Here is a 19,779-nt window from a genome sequence, read left to right on the forward strand (position 1 = left end):
GGTTCTTTTTATTGCTGTATTTTTAGATTAGCTCCTCTTCTTCACAATATTGAAACACTATTAAGTTAGTAACAATCTTAAAATAGAGGATAATGATGAATGAAACAGTAGAGGGAGCAAGAAGGATGAAACGGAAATGGAATTTGCCATTACAGTTAAAAATCACCTTATTGGTTTGTGGAGTAAGCATTCTATGCTTGCTTGTTACCAATTATTTCATTCAAAGAAATGTAGAGCAAACGATTGTTGATCACATCAGAGATGAGGCAAAGGATGTGTCGAAGTCAGCTGCAATTAATCCAATTTTTATTGCAGGGCTTAAGGGTGAAATAAGCGATGCGGAGATACAAGCTTATGCAGAAAGAATTCGAAAGGCTACGGATGTCCGCTTTTTAGTTGTTCTTGATATGAACGGGATACGTAAATCTCATCCGATGCCCGACAAAATCGGCCAAAAATATGCCGGAGGAGATGCTGACGATGTTTTTAAAGGAAAAGAATACTCATCAATAGCTGAAGGCACTCTGGGAGAATCGTTGAGATATTTTACACCTGTAAAAGATGAGAACGGAAAGCAGATTGGAGCGATATTAGTAGGTGTTCTACTTGATGATGTAGAGAAAAAGGTTTGGGAGAGTACGAGACTTATTTTAGTAAGTATGGTTATTGGGTTAGCAATCGGCATGATAGGAGCGATCCTGCTTGGGAGAAAAGTCAAAAATATTTTATTTGGAATGGAACCTGCTGAAATCGCCAATTTGCTTGAACAACGAAGTGCTGTAGTGGAACATGCTCGTGAAGGGGTGATTGCCCTTGGGAAAGACTCGACGATTACTCTATTAAATCAGGAAGCGACCAGATTATTAGCATCGATGGGGGTAAAAGAAAGTTTAGTCGGGGTTCACCTTGCTAAGGTGTTACCACAGCTACCCATTGATTCTATCTTAGATAAGGGAAATAAAATACTAGATCAGGAATATTCTGTAGGTGGGGTTGTGATCGTTACCAATATTGTACCGATTTACGTGGATGGTGTGATCACAGGGGCAGTTGCCACCTTCCGAGATAAGACTGAGATTAAGCAGTTAGCGGAACAACTAACGGGTGCTAGAATTTATGCGGAAGCATTGCGTTCCCAAACACATGAATTCATGAACAAGCTTCATGTCATTCTAGGGATGGTTCAGATGGAGATATACGATCAACTTGTTGACTATGTAAAACAAATCTCTCATTCCTTTCAATCCGAGGTGGGATATTTAACGGCTAGAATAAAGGATCCTGTCATTACAGGATTTGTTATAGGGAAAGTCAGTTATGCCAGAGAAAAGGGAGCAACCCTAGAGCTGAGTGAAAATAGTTTCTTACCAAAGTCGAAAGACCAAGCAATCGTACAGGATATTATTACGATTGTTGGTAATTTAATAGATAATTCGCTTGATGCGCTAAATGGATGCGGCGAAAAAAAGGTCACATTAGATATTTATCCTATTGATAAAGGAAGTCTCTCCATTACCGTTTCGGATACAGGAATTGGCATGAGTAAGAGTGTTCAGTTGATGGTTCTTGAAAAAGGTTTTTCAACAAAGGGAGCAAACCGAGGGTTAGGCTTATATTTAATTGAGAAGGTAACCGAAAATTTAGGTGGGTCGATTAATATTTCATCAAAAATCGGAAAAGGGTCAACATTCAAGATTGTTATTCCATATGAAGGGAAGGATGAGGAATGATTCATATACTTATTGTTGAAGATGATCCGATGGTGGCAGAAATCAACCGTCGATATTTGCAACAGATAGAGGGGTTTGAACTGGTTGGCATCGCCTCGTCTGTTGAGGAAGTAGAGCCGATTCTTACATCTAACAAAGTAGACCTGATCCTACTAGATATTCATATGCCTGGTGATAATGGTTGGAGTCTTCTTTGCAAAATGCGTGGGATGGGAATGGAAATGGACGTCATTGTTATAACTGCATCCTGTGATAAAGAGAGTATTAAAAAGGGATTGAGATTTGGAGCGGTTGATTATATTATCAAACCGTTTGAGTTTGATCGGTTTAAGTCGGCGCTCGTTCATTATCAACAGGAACAAATCTTGCTTGATAAACAGGAGAAAGTTAACCAGTCAGAGTTAGATCAACTTTTACTCCATAAAGAGCAGAAGGAGTCCAATGGGAATGAACTGCCAAAGGGACTAACTAGAAATACACTCCAAAGAGTCTGGAGGGAGATAGTTGCTTTTGGGAAACAGTCATTTACGACGGAGGAACTAGCTTGTCGAGTAGGGGTATCAAGAGTATCAATGAGAAAGTATGTTACATTTTTAGCAGACATACAAGTATTAGAGACTGATTTCGCGTATGGTTCTATCGGTAGACCTGTGTTAACACATCGTTTGCTTCCATATAACGAAGAGCGAATTCATCAATATTTTCATTAAAAGGAGCAGTTACCTATAGGTGGCTGCTCTTTTCTTTTACTTACTAAAGTTACTAAACTATTTACTAATTTTCAGAAGCTTTTTTGTTTCCTCTCCTTCTAGTATCTTAAAAGCATAAGTAAAAAACATGTTTTTTATCATTCATATTCCAATGGAGGGATACGCATACTTGTAAGAAGCTACTAATGTTGTGTTAGCAGCTATTTTATTGGTTAAGTTTGTGAAATGCTTCACAATATGGACGTTTTGTGAAATAAGAGTGATGTTAATCACGTGATAAAAAAGGAGTGGAAAAAATGGCAATTCCTGTTGGAAAACTTAAACAACATCAATCAGGGCCAACTATTACGAAGAAGCCGAACGAGGTTAAGTTCATCCCATTATTAGTTACTTTAGCAATTGGAGCAATCATCTGGTTTATTAATCCTCCTGGAGATCTTTCACCTCAAGCTTGGCATTTATTTGCCATTTTTGTGGCAACAATTGTTGGGCTCATTATTAAGCCATTGCCAATGGGCAGTGTGGCTGTTCTTGCTTTAACTGGGACGGTGCTTACGCAGACCCTAACAATTGATCAAGCGTTAAGTGGTTTTCAAAACACGACCATTTGGTTAATAGTTATTGCCTTCTTTATTTCAAGAGGGTTTATCAAAACAGGCTTAGGAACAAGGGTGGCCTATATGTTCGTGAAGAAATTCGGTAAAAAGACCCTTGGATTATCTTATTCACTGATTGCTAGTGACTTAATCCTTTCTCCTGCTATGCCTTCTAACACGGCTCGTGCTGGCGGAATTTTACTACCGATTATTCGATCTCTTTCAGAAACGTATGGTTCAAGAGCAGGAGATGGGACAGAGCGGAAAGTTGGTGCTTTTTTAACGAAGGTTGCCTTCCAAGGTGACATGATCACTTCGGCTATGTTTTTAACTGCGATGGCTGCGAACCCCTTAGCCGCACAAATTGCTGGTGATATTACTGGACAACACATTTCTTGGGGAAGTTGGGCCATTGCTGCCATTGTACCTGGATTACTTAGTTTAATTTTAATACCTTTAGTTATTTACAAGCTTTACCCACCAGAAATTAAAGAAACCCCTCAAGCAACATCCATGGCTGAAAAAAAGCTAAAGGAAATGGGGCCACTTAAGAAGGAAGAGTTCTACATGATCGGCGTTTTCCTACTGATCTTAGGATTGTGGATTTTCGGAACAAACTTAGGTATTAATGCAACAACGACAGCCTTTATCGGTCTTGGTGCACTTCTTTTAACACAAGTATTGAGCTGGTCAGATATTAAGAAAGAAGAAGGGGCTTGGGACACGTTGGTTTGGTTCGCTGTACTTGTTATGATGGCCACCTTCCTAAATGAGCTAGGGATGATTCCATGGTTCAGCGATACGATGCAACATTCAGTAAGTGGAATGTCTTGGATGTGGACACTTGTGATTTTGTCAGTTGTTTATTTCTATTCGCACTATTTCTTTGCGAGTAACACAGCTCACGTTAGTGCCATGTATGCAGCGTTCTTAGCTGTTCTAGTAGCTGCAGGAGCACCGCCGTTAGTATCTGCTTTAATTCTAGCTGTATTTAGTAACCTGTTTGGTTGTTTAACGCACTATAGCTGTGGTCCAGCTCCGGTATTCTTTGGAACGGGGTATGTGACTCAAAACAAATGGTGGTCACTTGGATTTATTATTTCTATCATCCATATCGTTGTGTGGTTCGGTGTGGGTGGAGCTTGGTGGAAATTGTTAGGTCTCTGGTAAGAAAAATAAGAGGAGTGACAATCATGAAATCCCCGTGCTGTCAGGAAAAACTAGAAGTTCAATATGGTGAAGAAATGTATCATGGCTGTGACGATGAGTACGCACTAATGATTCCATACTTGGTTTGTACCAAGTGTGGAGTCACCCATCTTCAAGCTAGTAAAGAAGAAATAAACGAATTAGTTGCCATATAACAGGAGGAAAACAAATGCGTGAAATATCAGCGAAATTAATTACTGAAACAGTGAGAGGGTTATGTATTCAAGCGGCATGTGACTTACCTGAAGATGTGGAGAACTTGATCGCTGCTGGGCTTGAGAAAGAGGAGTCTGAGTTCGGTAAATATAGCTTAGAAAAAATACTAAAAAATGTGAAGCTAGCGCGAGAGGACCATGCACCTATGTGTCAAGACACAGGGATGACAGTTGTTCTGGTAGAGGTTGGTCAGGATGCTCATATTGTCGATGGGAACCTAACTGATGCGATCAACGAAGGGGTAAGACAAGGATATGAGGACGGATATCTTCGTAAATCGGTTGTTTCAGATCCTGTACTCGACCGGAAAAACACAGGTGATAACACGCCAGCTGTGATTCATACAGAAATTGTTCCAGGGGACCATGTGAAAATTGAGGTTCTTCCTAAGGGTGCTGGTAGTGAGAATATGGGTGCGGTAAAGATGTGTAAGCCTTCTGAAGGAATTGAAGGAGTAAAGGATTTTATTGTCAATACGATCACAACAGCAGGTGGAAACCCTTGTCCTCCCGTTATCGTTGGAGTAGGTATCGGTGGAACGATGGATAAATGTACGCTTTTAGCCAAAAAAGCATTAGCAAGAACAGCGGGTGAGCCAAACCCGAACCCAGCCTATGCCGAAGTAGAAGCGGAATTGCTAGAGCGAATCAACAAGCTGGGCATTGGGCCACAAGGCTTTGGTGGGAAAGTAACAGCTCTTGCTGTACATGTAGAAACATACCCAACTCATATTGCTATGATGCCTGTTTGTGTGACCTTGAACTGTCATGCGGCACGTCATAAAGAAGCTATTTTATAAGGGGTGAAAAAGATGACATTGATTAAAAAATTACAAACACCATTAACCTATGAACAAATAAAAGACTTAAAAGCAGGTGACCAAGTATCCATTACAGGAGTCATTTACTCTGCTCGTGATGCGGCTCACAAAATCATGGTGGATGCATTACATGCGAATCTTCCCCTTCCTATTGATGTAGAAGGACAGATCATTTATTATGCTGGTCCAACCCCAGCGAAACCAGGCAGAGTGATTGGGTCATGTGGGCCAACAACAAGTGGTCGTATGGATGCTTATTCACCTGAAATAATGGAGCAAGGATTAAAGGGCATGATCGGAAAAGGCCCTAGAAGTAAAGCGGTTATTGAATCAATGAAGAAAAATAAAGCGGTATACTTCGCTGCAATCGGTGGAGCAGCTGCCTTGATCGCGGACACGATTAAGAAGGTAGATATTGTTGCATATGAAGAGCTTGGACCTGAAGCGATTCGCCGAATGGAAATTGTGGATTATCCATGCATCGTTGCTGTTGATTGTGAAGGAAACGACTTGTATGAAATTGGTGTAGAAAAGTACAGAGTAGAAGTTTAATAAATATAGAGGTGAAACAACGATGCTTAGCTATGATGTCATAATTGTTGGAGCAGGTGGGGCTGGTATGATGGCGGCCCTAAATGCTAGCGAAGATAAAAGTTTAAAAGTAGCCTGTCTTTCAAAGATTTTCCCTACCCGATCTCACACCGGTGCGGCCCAGGGTGGAATTAATGCAGCGATGGGATATCGTGATGAAAACGATTCGCCAGAAAGCCATTTTAGAGATACGGTCAAGGGGAGTGACTTTCTTGCAGATCAGGACGCCGTTGAGTTTTTTACGTCGAATATGCCAAAGGTGATCTCGGAGCTAGATTATTTTGGTGTTCCCTTTTCAAGAGATGAAAACGGAAATATCGCCCAGCGGCCGTTTGGTGGGGCCTCTAGCCCGAGAACCTGTTATTCCGCGGATAAAACAGGCCATGTGATCCTTCATGCCTTGTATGAACAATGCTTGAAAAATGGGGTGAAATTTCATAATGACTGGCACCTATTATCCATATCCGTGAATGAAGGGAAGTTTGAAGGAATTGTTACTATGGATATCAGAAGTGGAGAAATTCACTCGATTCAAGCAAAGTCAGTTGTTATAGCAACAGGCGGTTTCGGAAGAGTGTATTGGAGCCGGACAACGAACGCCATTAACATGACGGGTGATGGAACGGCTGCATGCTTCGAGGCGGGAATTCCTCTCAAAGATCCTGAGTTTGTTCAATTCCACCCAACAGGATTAGCTTCGACAGGTGTCCTTCTATCTGAGGCTTGTCGTGGAGAAGGTGGCTACTTAATCAATAAAGATGGGGAACGTTTTATGGCACGCTATGCTCCGGGGAAAATGGAGCTTGGGCCACGTGATCTTGTATCGAGAGCGATTGAGACGGAAATCAAGGAAGGTCGCGGCTTCGGTGAAGGGATGGGTTCGTATGTGCTCATGGACCTTCGTCACTTAGGGGAAAAGAAAATCATGGAACGTCTTCCTCAAGTAAGAGAGTTGGCAATGGAGTTTGAAGGGGTAGATCTTATTAAAGAACCTGTCCCGATAAGACCGAGTTGTCATTATACAATGGGTGGTATTCATGTGAGTGATTATCGCACATGCAGCACACCGATTGAAGGAATTCATGCAGCGGGTGAATGTTGTAGCGTATCCATCCATGGAGCCAATCGACTCGGTGGCAACTCGGTGGCTGACGTTGTTCTTTTTGGAAAGTATGCAGGTATTGGAGCAAGAGAAAGTGCGAAAAAACGTGGTTTTTCAAGCATAGAGAAGCTGATGGCTGAAGCGACGGAATGGACAGAGAAGTTCAAGACGATTCGTGAAAAAACGAATGGGATTAATATGTTCAAGATACGGGATGAGTTAGCAGAAACAATGTGGAATCATGTCGGGATTTTCCGTACAGAAGCAGAGATGGAAGTAGCTTATGAAAAGGTTTCTAGACTGATAGAAGATTACGAGTTTGCCACCATAGGGGATTCTTCTGAAAGATATAATATGGCATTCCTTAACTATGTGGAAATAGGAAATATTCTAAAGCTTGCAAAGGCGATTGCTTTAGGTGCGCTTAATCGAAAAGAGAGCAGGGGTTCACATGCAAGAGCAGACTACCCTGAGCGTGACGATAACAACTTCTTAAAGCACACATTGATCTATAAGGACGGGGACCAATACCGTTTGGAATATAGCCCGGTGAAGATTACAAAATACCAACCGGAGGAGCGAAAATACTAATGTATTCTACACTATATATAAAAATTAGACGTTTTGACGGAAAAAAAGAATGGTACCAAGGTTATCACCTTCCGTATGAAAAGGGGAGAACGGTCCTCTGGGCTTTAACAACCATTCGTGAGCAGATGGATCCAACACTTGTATTTACCTCGGCTTGTCGACATGCGATTTGTGGAAGCTGTGCGGTTACAATCAATGGAAATGCGTTTTTAGCATGTAAGACATCACTAGATGAGGTGCTTGAAACCTTTCAAACTCCGCATTTAACCTTTGAGCCTTTGAAGAACTTTGAAGTCATTAAGGATCTGGCAATTGAATGGGAACCGAAGATGGAGAAAATGGAAAAAGTGAAGCCATGGTTACTGCCAGCAGAAGATGGAAGTAAGGAATTAGGCTTCAAGCAAAGTGAAGAGGACTACCACCAGATTGCTGCTCCGACAGACTGTATTCTCTGTGGTGTTTGTACGTCTGAGTGTAATCAATTAGCTGTTAATGACGGAACATACCTTGATCCATTTATTCTAAATAGAGCCTATCGATTTGCTGTGGATTCTCGTGATGGAAGCCCTGAGCAGCATATTCAACCTGTTTTTGAAAATGAATTATGGAAATGTCTACACTGTATGCAATGTGTATCAAAATGTCCAAAGGGAATTCCTTTGACCGAACAAATTGCTTACCTAAGACAAGAATCCATCAGAATGGGTGAGGTGAATAATCAAGGAGCACGGCATGCCTTTGCCTTCCATGACGATGTTCGAAGTAAAGGACGTCTAAATGAAATGACTCTTCCAATTAAAACAGACGGACTTGTCAATACGGCTATGAGAAAGGTCCCTTTTGCCTTAAGAATGATTAAAAAGGGGAAAATCAATCCATTCCATATGCCTAAGGCAGTGGAAGGAATTAAGGGTGTTAGAGAAATATACCAATATGCCAAGGAGGTCGGGGAATAATGAGATACGCCTTTTTCCCAGGTTGTACACTGGAGTCTGCTGCAGAAGAATTAATGATATCAACAAAGAAAGTGGCTGCCGCCCTTGGAATTGAACTAATCGAACTCAATGGCTGGACCTGTTGTGGGGCGAGTCATATACAAGATGTAGATGATTTCCTTGCAACTTCCATTAATGCTAGAAATATCTCCCTAGCAGAGGAACTAAAAGTAGATAAATTATTAACCGTTTGTAATACATGTACCCTTATGTTACGTACAGCAAAGCTAAAAATGGATAAAAATGAAAAACTTCGTACGAAGGTGAATGAAGGCTTAAATCGTTCTGGAATGGAATACAAAGGATCGGTTGAAGTAACCCACTTATTATGGGCACTCATCCAAGATTATGGTTTAGATAATCTAAAGAAGCTTGTGAAGCGTCCATTAACAGGATTGAAGGTAGCAAACTTCTATGGTTGTCATATCTTAATGCCTCCAAATGTGATGGGCTTTGAAAACCATATGAATCCGCAATCGATGGAGATGGTGGCGGAAGTGCTTGGCGCAGAAAGTGTTGATTTTGAACAAAGACTTGCTTGCTGTGGGTTCCATGCGGTTTTTCCGGCGGAAAAAGAAGTAATGAACTTAACTGGGAAGAACTGTTTATCTCCTAAAGCAGCTGGCGCGGATTGTCTTGTAACTCCTTGCCCATTGTGTCAAATGCAATTAGATGCCTACCAACCGGATGCTCAAAAGGCATTCAAGGAAGATATCACCATGCCAGTGCTTCATTTACCTCAGTTGATTGGACTTGCGTTAGGATTTTCTCCAGAAGAATTGGCCATTCAGCGACATGTGGTGGATGCAATCCCTGCATTAAAAGAAACACTTCAACTACAGACTGTCTAGGGGCCACGAGGTTTTATGGAACTTACCTATCAAAAGAAAGCAAAGCTTGTTGGAAGAATAGACAAAGGTCTACTCTGGCTGTTAAACATTGAAGATGATTGGATCCATGATCAGTATGGAGATAGTTATATATATTATGGAGAAATCCATTCCTCGCGTGATCGATTTCACCCGGTTTCAACATCAATCACAGGCTATTTTCAGGATGGAGAAACGGGGAAATGGATCAGGGTGATAAAAGGTGTAGCCGAATTTGATATTCATGATATAAATTCATCTTGGGAAGATACCATCGAAAATCTCGTCAGCTTTAAATGGGTAACAGGTGTTTATAAAAAATATAGAAGAAGTGTGTAAAGTGTCAAGTAGTGAATGTTTCGTTCACTACTTTTTTTATTTGATTTTTCTGATTTATTTTAATTGTAACATAAGGTAATACATGGTATTTTAGATACATGTTAGGTTTTGTAACATTGAATGTAATAAATATTCCTATAATTTGTAAGAAGTATAGAAGGGAGGGGTATGAGTGAAACTGACATCGCGCGAAATGGAAAAGTTAATGATTGTTGTTGCGGCAGATCTTGCCCGTCGTAGGCAAGGTCGCGGGCTGAAGCTTAATTATCCCGAAGCGATAGCCATTATTACTTACGAAGTGTTAGAGGGAGCAAGAGACGGGAAAACAGTCGCAGAGCTAATGAGCTATGGAGCTACGATTCTATCAAAAGAGGACGTGATGGAAGGCGTGGCAGAGATGATACCGGATATACAAGTGGAAGCGACTTTCCCAGATGGAACAAAGCTTGTCACTGTACACGACCCTATACGATAAAGAGGAGGGAACAAGGTGATACCTGGTGAATACATACTAAAAACAGAACCCATCATCTGTAACAAAAACAAAGAGTCTATTCGTATTCGGGTGTTGAACAGAGGGGATCGTCCCATTCAAGTTGGCTCTCATTTTCACTTTTATGAGGTAAATAAAGCATTACAATTTGACCGGCAAGAAGCGTTTGGAAAGCATGTAAATATCTCAGCAGGGACAGCTGTGAGATTTGAACCGGGAGATGTAAAAGAGATAGATCTTGTATCGTTCTCGGGGGAACAGAGGGTGTACGGCTTAAATAATTTAACGAATGGTTCTGTTGAAAAGGGGGAGAAGTAAGTGAGCTTTCGTATTTCTCGAAAACAGTACAGTGATATGTTTGGGCCTACAGTTGGTGATGCCATCAGGCTAGCTGATACCGAGCTTTTTATTGAGATTGAAAAAGACTTTACTACCTATGGGGATGAAGTAAAGTTTGGTGGAGGCAAGGTCATACGTGATGGGATGGGGCAGCATCCATTAGCTACAAGCGATCAAACGATGGATCTTGTGTTCACAAACGCGGTTATTATGGACTACACTGGCATCTATAAAGCAGATATTGGAGTGAAGGATGGACTGATAGCTGCGATTGGGAAGGCTGGAAATTCACTGTTGATGGATTACGTGAATGTCCCCATTGGAGCAGGTACGGAAGTGATAGCTGCTGAAGGCATGATCGTCACAGCAGGCGGAATTGATGCTCATATCCATTTTATCTGTCCGCAACAAGTGGAAACGGCCGTATCCTCGGGTGTAACAACGATGATTGGTGGTGGCACGGGCCCAGCCACGGGGACGAATGCGACGACTTGTACACCAGGACCTTGGAACATTCATCGAATGCTTGAAGCAGCAGAAGAGTTTCCGATTAACATTGGCTTTTTAGGAAAAGGTAACGCATCCAATGTAGACCCGTTAAAGGAACAGATTGAGGCTGGTGCCATCGGCTTGAAATTGCATGAGGATTGGGGAACGACAGCATCTGCGATAGATACAAGCCTGACCGTGGCTGATGAGTATGATATTCAAGTAGCTATCCACACAGATACATTAAATGAAGGTGGCTTTGTGGAGGATACGCTTGCAGCTATTGGGGACCGGGTGATTCACACCTATCATACCGAGGGTGCAGGAGGGGGACACGCTCCAGATATTATTAAAGCGGCAAGTATGCCAAATATCTTACCTTCTTCAACCAATCCAACCAGACCCTTTACAGTTAATACATTAGAAGAACACTTGGACATGCTAATGGTTTGTCATCATTTAGATCCTAGTGTCCCGGAAGATATTGCGTTTGCTGATTCGAGAATTCGAAAAGAAACGATTGCAGCAGAGGATATTTTACATGATCTAGGTGTGTTTAGTATGATTTCCTCTGATTCCCAAGCGATGGGACGAGTCGGTGAGGTCATTACAAGAACATGGCAAACCGCAGATAAAATGAAAAAGCAAAGAGGGAAGCTTGAGCAGGATAAGGGGATAGGAGATAACTTCCGCGTGAAAAGATACGTTGCCAAATATACCATTAATCCAGCCATTACTCACGGCATTTCAGAGTTTGTAGGTTCTGTTGAAGTTGGCAAGCTAGCGGATTTGGTGGTATGGGATCCTGCGTTTTTTGGTGTAAAACCGGAAATCGTTGTAAAGGGTGGTTTGATTTCCTATAGTCTTATGGGTGATCCGAATGCAAGCATTCCCACTCCTCAACCGGTGGTGTATCGTCCCATGTTTGGTTCTTTAGGGAGTGCGAAATATTCTACCTGTATGACATTTATGTCTAAAGCGGCAGTGGAGAAAAAGGTTCCCGAGAAGCTGGGTCTACGGAAAATCATAAAGCCTGTGTCGGGTATAAGAAGCTTAACAAAGAAGGATATGATTTTAAACGGAGAAACACCACAAATAGAGGTGGATCCGCAAACGTATGAAGTAAAGGTAGACGGAAAATTGGTTACTTGTGAGCCGGCGGAAGTACTTCCAATGGCCCAAAGATATTTCTTATTTTGAGGTGATGACATGATTATAGAAAAAGTGATTGGTAACCTTGCCACATTAAAAGAACGATCTCCTCATGTCGAGCGAGTCTATTTACAAAGTGACGATCTTGTCAAACGAATTCAAAGAGTAGTCACTGACCATGGTCGTGAGATGGGCATTCGATTACGGGAAAATAAAGAGTTGGTGGACGGGGATGTCCTTTATTTGGACGAAAAGAATATGATTGTCATCTCTGTAAAAGAGGATGATCTGCTAACTATTCAACCAAGCTCTATTCAACAAATGGGGGAGATTGCCCACCAGTTAGGCAACCGGCACATGCCTGCGCAGTTTGAAGGGAATGAAATGCTGGTTCAGTATGACTATTTAGTGGAAGAACTATTACAGCAACTATCTATTTCGTATAAGAGAGAGCAACGAAAGGTGAAGCAGGCGTTTCGTCATATTGGACATTCACATGATTAACCCGATCTACTCACTCCTCCAGCTATGTGATTCGAATTTTCCATCAGGAGCATTTTCGCACTCCTTTGGTATAGAGACGTACATTCAGGAAGGAGCCATCCATGACAAAACAAGCTTCCAACATGCATTAGTCTTGTATATTCGGAAACAACTGGTTTTCTCAGATGGATTAGCCTGTGCCCTATCCTATGAAGCTATCGATAACGGGGAGAATGGGAGTTTGGTCGAGATAGATCATTTATTATATTGCTCTAGCCTCGCGCAGGAAACGAGAGTAGGAACTCGTAGAATGGGGGAGCGGATGGCAAAGCTTTGCTTGGAATTATATCCATCTTCTATTTTAGGAGATTACGTAAAATGGATGAAGGAAAAGAAGGTGTACGGTCATCCGGCCATTGTATTTGCGATCGTTGCTTATGGGTTGAGTGTGGGAAAGAAAACAGCTGTTGGTAGTTATTTATTTTCAACCGTTTCTTCCTTAGTGCAAAACGGTGTGAGGGGTATTCCTCTCGGTCAAACAGATGGTCAGAAAATGGTATTGGAGATTCAACCAGTGATTGAAGAAGCAGTGAATAGAATGGCTCATCTATCCATTGATGATTTAGGGGCTGTTTCCCCAGGACTTGAAATCGCTCAAATGCGTCATGAGCGACTACATGTACGATTATTTATGTCTTAACAAGGAGGAATAAGTGATGGAACCGATACGAATTGGAGTAGGTGGCCCGGTTGGGGCAGGGAAAACAATGCTTGTTGAAAAATTAACACGAGCAATGGAAGCGGACCTAAGTATGGCAGTTGTGACAAACGATATTTATACGAAAGAAGATGCTCAGTTTCTTATCAAAAATGGTGTATTGCCAGAGGATCGCATTATTGGCGTGGAAACAGGTGGTTGTCCACATACGGCCATTCGAGAGGATGCATCTATGAACTTTGCGGCTATTGAAGAATTACAGGAACAGCATCCTGATCTTGAACTCATTTTTGTAGAGAGTGGTGGAGATAATTTAGCAGCCACTTTTAGTCCTGAATTAGTTGATTTTTCTATTTATATCATTGATGTGGCGCAAGGGGAGAAGATTCCCCGAAAAGGTGGACAAGGAATGATCAAATCGGATCTATTTATCATTAACAAAACAGACTTGGCTCCATATGTTGGAGCAAGCCTTGAGGTTATGGAAAGAGATACCATCTCAGCCCGCGGAGAAAAACCATATATTTTTACAAATTTAAAGGATGAAATTGGATTGGATCAGGTAGTGGAGTGGATCCAAAAGGAAGCTCTATTGATTGGATTAGAATCATGAGCCCAACCGGGTTATTAAACCTCACGGTGAGACGCAAAGGAAACAAAACAATCATTGCAAATTGCTACTATGAGGGAGCACTAAAGGTGACAAGGCCTGTCTATCTGGAAGAGGAATCCCCAACCATTTACCTCATTCATGTTGGTGGTGGTTATGTGGATGGAGATCATTATTCTACCCATTTTCTTGTAGAGGAAGGGGCAGAGATTTCTGTAACCACTCAGTCGTATACAAAAGTATATAAAACTCCAAATCATCCCGTGGTTCAAGAGACGAGCATCACCCTTAAAGCAGATAGTTTGCTAGAGTATATGCCAGACCCTCTTATCGCCTATGAAGGAGCACGATTCGTTCAACATACAGAGGTACATATGGAAGACGGAGCTTGCTTTTTTTATAGTGATATTACTACCCCGGGGTGGTCAGAGGGTGGAGCCCCGTTTCAATACACCTCAGTACGCTCGAAACTGAAGGTGTATGTAGGAGAGAGTCTAATCCTTTTTGATCATTTATTTCTTGAGCCAAAGTCTGGAATAAGTGGTCTCATGCAAATGGAGCAGTATACACATATGGGTACGTTTATTATCATTCATAAGCAGGCCGACAAGAATTTTGGAGATCGCTTATATGATCATATTCAAGATCACGTGGATGGAGGGAGAATAGGGATCTCAACTCTCCCTGTCTATGGAGTGATTATTAGGATGTTTGCTACTGATACGAGGCAACTTGAAAAGGTTATTGCCTTTGCTCATCAATATGCCAGGAAGAATTTGCTTAGAAAATCAGATTTGATTTTTAGAAAATAAAAAGAAGGTGACTAAAATTGGTCGGGTTATTTACTACAATTAGTTTAGGATTTTTATTAGGAATCAAACATGCGATAGAAGCTGACCATGTAATTGCTGTTTCTACTGTTGCCTCTCAAAGTAAAAAGCTATGGAGATCATCGTTAATAGGGGTCTTTTGGGGAATTGGTCATACGGCAACTCTTCTATTAGCAGGAGTGTTAATTATTTTATTAAAAGGCAATATCCCGGAAGAGTGGGTGATGTCATTGGAGTTTCTAGTTGGAATTATGCTGGTTTATTTCGGTGTCACTACGTTTCTATCAATAAAAAATTATAATAAACATGCTGATCACGAACCGCATGGTATGGGGAAACGAACCTCGCTTAAGGCACTATTTATGGGATTTATCCATGGTCTAGCAGGTAGTGCAGCTATGGTCTTGTTAACATTGAGTACCGTTAGTACCTTGTGGGAAGGGATGGTGTACATCCTTATTTTTGGAATAGGGACAATTGTAGGGATGCTTGTGTTTACAACCATTATTGGGATCCCTTTTATCTATAGTGCTGGGAAGTTCCGTGTGAATAAGCTTTTTACCCAAGTAACTGGTGTGGTAAGTGCTATATTTGGTGTTTACTACATGTATAATCTAGGGGTTAACGAGGGGTTATTTCATCTGTGGATTCAATAGGGTTTAGGTTTTGGAGAGGAACTGTAAATATGATGCAGTTCCTTCTTCATATTGTATTTCAATCCTATAATTATAGACATTGTATTTCAATCCTATAATTATAGACATTGTATATAGATTCAACTAGAATTATATGTAAATTCATAATTATGGTTAAGATTAATCGAATTAGTCTCCAATATACCATTCATTTTTAAAGAGTGCGGGTACGGAAAGATGACGGATAAGCAAGTGAAGGAGCTTGTTAGTTTATTACTAGCAGGAGATGAAAGTAGCTCTTGGAGCTTTATATGCAACTTGATAGAAGAAAAGGATAGCTTCTTCTTCTTTGAAGATATTTTAACAAGATCCATGCGATATATTGGGGAACTTTGGGAGAATAATGAGATATCGGTCGCTGATGAGCACGTAGCTTCTAATATCTGTAATCTTCTTATTTCCCGATATAACCTACAATCCAGTAACGAAACAGCCTCCCTAACTGTGGAGGGGAGGCCAAAAGCTATGGTGTTTTGTGTACAGGAAGAAGACCATTCCATTGGTGCAAAAATGGTATCTTCTATTTATAAAGAAAGTGGATGGGATACAAGGTATCTTGGAGCCAATCTACCTGTTAAGGATTCAGTTATTTATGCAAACATTTGGAGACCCAATGTAATAGGAATCTCTTTATCGCTCATATACAATCTTCCTACTTTATTAGAATGCTTAAAAGAACTCAATCAATTGGACTATAATCCTGAAATTATCGTTGGAGGGAGAATCACATCCTTGTATCAATTAAAAAATTATTGGCCAAGTAACATTGTCGTGATAGAAGATTTATACCAATTACGTTCGTGGCTTAAAGCGAACAAGTTATGTGAAAGAGTATATGCATATAATTGAACAATCCTTTCAAACCTGCCCTTTTCCATTTTTTGTTGTGGATCAAGATCTTACAATACTAGCAGTATCAGATGAGTCGCAAATTCAATTTCCTAACGTAGGGAATTTTCTTGAACTTGTTGATTTAGGAAGTAGAAAGAAAGCAGAACGTTTCTTAAAACCTGTATTCTCAAAAACCAAAGTAGAGCTGAATTTAGTAAGAAAAGATTTCGCACTTACTCTATTTGATGTCTATACCCAGTGGGAGGATGAGAATCGGTTGTATGTATTTTGTATAGAAAAACAAGAAAGTATCCAGCAAATTCAAACAATCATTCGAAAGCTAGAAACTGAATTGGAAAGTGAGAATCTTTCCTTACTTGAAAAACAAGAACAGCTTGAAGCAACCTTAAAAAGGATGGAACAGGTTGTTATGAAGAATGATAATCTTCCAAATATCGGGAAAATGGCATCTATAATCGCGAGAGATCTAAAAAAACCTTTAGTAAGCATCAGGGGTTTCCTTCAATTGCTGAAGCCTCATTTAATAGAAACGGGTAAGGACCATTATGCGGATATTGCACTCGAAGAAATAGATTATGCTAATAAGTTAATCTATGAATATGTTAGTGCTACTCAACCAACTGCTCCTAATAAACAGCAGGTGAATATACAAAAAGTGTTAATGGAAGTCATTCAGACTACTCAAAAAGAAGCTGCAAAAATAAAGTGTGAAATCAAGTATGTGAAGGAACAAATTCTCCCAGTTCAGGAGATAGATCCAAAACAGCTGAAACAAGTGGTATTAAACTTGCTTCGAAATGCAATGGATGCGATTCAAGTGAGTCAAAACAGAGGGAAAGGGAGCATTATTCTTAGAACTAGACTTAACGAAAATACAATTGAGATCTCTGTAAAAGATAATGGTTCTGGGATGGAAGAAGACACAGCGAAAAGGATTTTTACTCCTTTTTATACAACAAAAGAAAAGGGAGCAGGGATCGGTTTATCTGTATGTCAAAAGATTGTTGAAAACCATGGTGGAATTATTGATGTTTCAAGTAAACCTGGGGAAGGGACAACCTTCATTCTCGTTCTGCCCTTAGAATCATACTAAATAGGAGAGATCTTTTTTTAGTGAGTGTTTACTAGCAACGATAAATGATCTATGTGGGGGAGAAGAATCAATCTAATAGTATTCACGCTGCATGAAGACAAAATCGTTACTATTATATTCATTCGGATTGCAGCAAGTTTATGGAAAAAGGGGTATAGTACGTTTTGAAAATATCAGACAAAGAGTTGATGGATGCTTATGCTGCAGCATTAAAGTTGGCTTTAGATCACGAATTTATTCAATTGCTAGAGGAAGAAATAGAAAAAAGGAATTTAATGCATTTAGTAGACAAATATTCCATTGAGCAATAAATGACCTTTAGCCAAATACTATTAGATTAGCAAAAAAACTTTACGACCAAGTATGGCAGGTTAATATTTGATAGATAGTAAGAGAGATTATAAATATATCTAAGCATACCTTTAAGGGAATTCGCTAATTTAAGTTCATAGGGGATAGAGAATTGACTGGAACTTACCTGGAATTACACGCAATGGATAAAGAGCTATTGTTTGAAGCGTTTGCCCATTCACCATTAGGGATGGTGGTGTTAGGGATAAATGGAAGTGTAGTAAAAACAAACTCTTCCTTTTGTCATTTTACAGGATATTCAAATGAAGAACTCGTACATCTAGGTCTAAGAACGGTCCTATTTGAAGAGGACTATCAAGCAATCGTTTTAAACTATACTCAGTTAATCGCTGGAGACCTAGATGCTTTCCAATTAGAAAAGCGATTTGTTCATAAGAATGGAGAAGTGATTTGGGGTGCGATAAGTGCTCATAAGGTTACCACATCACAAGCGGATTATATTATTGGCCAGGTTGTCGATATCACCCAAAGGAAAAAGGCAGAGCCAGAAATGGAAATGCTTCGGTCCTTCTATAACTATGCCTCTGAAGGTATTGGGATTTTTGATGTCGAGGGTCATATTATTCAGGTTAATAAAGCATTCGAAGAGATATTTGGTTGGATGGAATCCGAAGTTCGTGGCAAAAAACTTCCTGTTACACCTTCCTTTACTTATGATCATGCAGTGTACTTGGTTGAGGAAACCCTAAAGGGAAATATCATCAAAAATTTTGAGACAATAAAGCAAACAAAGGACGGCCAGTATATTACAGTAAGTATCACCATGTCTCCTATTTATAACCGGGATGGTGAGATTGTTGCGCTGTCTGGGATCGTAAGGGATATAACAGAGCAAAAGGCTGTTGTCGCTCAGCTAGAATCTTTTATTGATAATCATTTAGATCCTATTTTAATCTTTAACGAAGAGGGAACTCTTACAAGAGCCAATTCTGCATTTGAAGTAGATTTTGGATGGAGCCATCAGGAGCTTGTCGGGGTTAATTTGCTAGATGTGGAATTTTCACCTGAAGACAAAGAAGGAATAAAAAATAAAATTCTTCGTGGAGAAAGTCTGGAAGGTTATGAAACCATCTTTAAGAAGAAAAATGGGATAGCAATGGATGTTATGATTACAAGTTTCCCGATTAAGGACCATCAAGGGGCTATGAACGCTATAGCTGTTAGTTTTCGAGATATAACGGATCGCAAACATGCAGAAGAACTAATGATTCAGTCAGAAAAACTATCGATTGCAGGACAATTGTCAGCAGCTATTGCGCATGAAATTAGAAATCCAATTACGGCTATAAAAGGATTTTTAAAGCTATTGCAGAACTCAAATGAAAAACAGCTTTATTACGAAATAGTTGAGTCTGAAATTGCTAGAATTGAATTGATATTGAGTGAACTATTATCACTTGCAAAGCCACAAAAAAGTAATTTTAAAGAAACGGATCTCCGATTCACCTTAAAGCAATGTATTTCCCTATTAGAGTCAGAAGCCAATATGAAGAGTGTTCAGGTGGATTTAAAACATGATGAAAATCTTCCTATTCTTCATTGTGATGAGAACCAAATTAAGCAAGTATTCATTAATTTTATGAAAAATGCTTTTGACGCAATGCCAGATGGCGGATACCTCAATATTGAAATGGAATATTGTGCGCTTGCCTCTGGAATATCGATTCGTTTCAAAGATACCGGTTGCGGGATTCCGCAAGACATTCTATCCAAGATAGGCCAACCCTTTTATACAACAAAAGAAACAGGCACTGGATTAGGTTTTATGGTAAGTAAAAACATAATTGAGGGCCATAGTGGTACTGTACATATCTCCAGTGAAGTAAATGTAGGAACAACTGTTGAAATCATTTTACCTAAAGAAAAATAACCTCATCCGAGAGTG

22 protein-coding genes are annotated in these 19,779 nt (G+C 40.2%); all 22 read left to right on the plus strand.

Annotation, left to right across the window (positions count from 1 at the left end):
• Window positions 1-95: 95 nt before the first annotated feature.
• The 22 genes from dcuS to BKO01S_RS09650 all read left to right on the plus strand — a co-directional run bounded on the left by dcuS (window position 96) and on the right by BKO01S_RS09650 (window position 19,764).
• On the plus strand, window positions 96-1,730 hold the full coding sequence (dcuS, locus tag BKO01S_RS09555) for a DcuS/MalK family sensor histidine kinase (protein ID WP_232311205.1): 1,635 nt from the start codon (window positions 96-98) through the stop codon (window positions 1,728-1,730).
• Window positions 1,727-2,440 (plus strand): response regulator, encoded by a 714-nt coding sequence (locus BKO01S_RS09560; protein WP_066052383.1) that lies wholly within the window; start codon window positions 1,727-1,729, stop codon window positions 2,438-2,440. The genes dcuS and BKO01S_RS09560 overlap by 4 nt, the downstream gene beginning before the upstream one ends.
• Window positions 2,441-2,736: 296 nt before the next feature.
• Entirely contained in the window at window positions 2,737-4,206 is a 1,470-nt protein-coding gene (locus tag BKO01S_RS09565) for an anion permease (RefSeq protein ID WP_066052386.1), read from the plus strand.
• A gap of 23 nt (window positions 4,207-4,229) precedes the next feature.
• Window positions 4,230-4,400 (plus strand): hypothetical protein, encoded by a 171-nt coding sequence (locus tag BKO01S_RS24350; RefSeq protein ID WP_157077347.1) that lies wholly within the window; start codon window positions 4,230-4,232, stop codon window positions 4,398-4,400.
• A 14-nt stretch (window positions 4,401-4,414) separates the two neighbouring features.
• The gene (locus BKO01S_RS09570) at window positions 4,415-5,260 is read left to right on the plus strand and encodes a fumarate hydratase (protein WP_066052388.1); all 846 of its coding nucleotides are present in this window, start codon (window positions 4,415-4,417) and stop codon (window positions 5,258-5,260) included.
• Window positions 5,261-5,272: 12 nt separating this feature from the next.
• Complete coding sequence (locus BKO01S_RS09575; RefSeq protein WP_066052391.1) at window positions 5,273-5,833, plus strand: Fe-S-containing hydro-lyase; 561 nt, start codon at window positions 5,273-5,275, stop codon at window positions 5,831-5,833.
• A gap of 22 nt (window positions 5,834-5,855) precedes the next feature.
• Complete coding sequence (locus BKO01S_RS09580; RefSeq protein WP_066052393.1) at window positions 5,856-7,565, plus strand: FAD-binding protein; 1,710 nt, start codon at window positions 5,856-5,858, stop codon at window positions 7,563-7,565.
• A complete protein-coding gene (locus BKO01S_RS09585) occupies window positions 7,565-8,521 on the plus strand; it encodes a succinate dehydrogenase/fumarate reductase iron-sulfur subunit (RefSeq protein WP_066052396.1) in 957 nt (318 codons plus the stop codon). The genes BKO01S_RS09580 and BKO01S_RS09585 overlap by 1 nt, the downstream gene beginning before the upstream one ends.
• Complete coding sequence (locus tag BKO01S_RS09590; RefSeq protein ID WP_066052399.1) at window positions 8,521-9,411, plus strand: CoB--CoM heterodisulfide reductase iron-sulfur subunit B family protein; 891 nt, start codon at window positions 8,521-8,523, stop codon at window positions 9,409-9,411. The genes BKO01S_RS09585 and BKO01S_RS09590 overlap by 1 nt, the downstream gene beginning before the upstream one ends.
• Before the next feature lie 15 nt (window positions 9,412-9,426).
• Entirely contained in the window at window positions 9,427-9,768 is a 342-nt protein-coding gene (locus BKO01S_RS09595) for a hypothetical protein (protein WP_066052402.1), read from the plus strand.
• A gap of 172 nt (window positions 9,769-9,940) precedes the next feature.
• Window positions 9,941-10,243 carry an urease subunit gamma gene (locus tag BKO01S_RS09600; protein WP_066052405.1) on the plus strand — a complete coding sequence of 101 codons (303 nt, stop codon included), beginning with the start codon at window positions 9,941-9,943 and terminating at the stop codon, window positions 10,241-10,243.
• A gap of 15 nt (window positions 10,244-10,258) precedes the next feature.
• On the plus strand, window positions 10,259-10,579 hold the full coding sequence (locus BKO01S_RS09605; protein WP_066052408.1) for an urease subunit beta: 321 nt from the start codon (window positions 10,259-10,261) through the stop codon (window positions 10,577-10,579).
• Window positions 10,580-12,289, plus strand: a complete 1,710-nt coding sequence (ureC, locus tag BKO01S_RS09610; protein WP_066052411.1) for an urease subunit alpha — start codon at window positions 10,580-10,582, stop codon at window positions 12,287-12,289.
• Window positions 12,290-12,298: 9 nt separating this feature from the next.
• Window positions 12,299-12,745: an urease accessory protein UreE gene (gene ureE / locus BKO01S_RS09615; protein ID WP_066052414.1), complete on the plus strand. Its 447-nt coding sequence runs from the start codon at window positions 12,299-12,301 to the stop codon at window positions 12,743-12,745.
• Window positions 12,738-13,424 (plus strand): urease accessory protein UreF, encoded by a 687-nt coding sequence (locus BKO01S_RS09620; RefSeq protein WP_066052417.1) that lies wholly within the window; start codon window positions 12,738-12,740, stop codon window positions 13,422-13,424. Before ureE ends, BKO01S_RS09620 begins: the two co-directional genes overlap by 8 nt.
• Before the next feature lie 16 nt (window positions 13,425-13,440).
• Entirely contained in the window at window positions 13,441-14,055 is a 615-nt protein-coding gene (gene ureG / locus BKO01S_RS09625; protein WP_066052420.1) for an urease accessory protein UreG, read from the plus strand.
• Window positions 14,013-14,864 (plus strand): urease accessory protein UreD, encoded by an 852-nt coding sequence (locus BKO01S_RS09630; protein WP_232311206.1) that lies wholly within the window; start codon window positions 14,013-14,015, stop codon window positions 14,862-14,864. The genes ureG and BKO01S_RS09630 overlap by 43 nt, the downstream gene beginning before the upstream one ends.
• A 17-nt stretch (window positions 14,865-14,881) precedes the next feature.
• Window positions 14,882-15,538, plus strand: a complete 657-nt coding sequence (locus BKO01S_RS09635; RefSeq protein WP_066052428.1) for an urease accessory protein UreH domain-containing protein — start codon at window positions 14,882-14,884, stop codon at window positions 15,536-15,538.
• Window positions 15,539-15,754: 216 nt separating this feature from the next.
• Window positions 15,755-16,426: a cobalamin B12-binding domain-containing protein gene (locus BKO01S_RS09640; RefSeq protein WP_066052431.1), complete on the plus strand. Its 672-nt coding sequence runs from the start codon at window positions 15,755-15,757 to the stop codon at window positions 16,424-16,426.
• Entirely contained in the window at window positions 16,413-17,522 is a 1,110-nt protein-coding gene (locus BKO01S_RS09645) for a two-component system sensor histidine kinase NtrB (RefSeq protein WP_066052435.1), read from the plus strand. Before BKO01S_RS09640 ends, BKO01S_RS09645 begins: the two co-directional genes overlap by 14 nt.
• Window positions 17,523-17,686: 164 nt before the next feature.
• Complete coding sequence (gene sda / locus BKO01S_RS23895) at window positions 17,687-17,833, plus strand: sporulation histidine kinase inhibitor Sda (protein WP_084362030.1); 147 nt, start codon at window positions 17,687-17,689, stop codon at window positions 17,831-17,833.
• Between the two features lie 152 nt (window positions 17,834-17,985).
• On the plus strand, window positions 17,986-19,764 hold the full coding sequence (locus BKO01S_RS09650) for a PAS domain S-box protein (RefSeq protein WP_066052442.1): 1,779 nt from the start codon (window positions 17,986-17,988) through the stop codon (window positions 19,762-19,764).
• Window positions 19,765-19,779 lie beyond the last annotated feature (15 nt).

Origin of the sequence: Robertmurraya korlensis NBRC 107688 (assembly GCF_001591645.1) — a bacterium.
Classification (GTDB): domain Bacteria; phylum Bacillota; class Bacilli; order Bacillales; family Cytobacillaceae; genus Robertmurraya_A.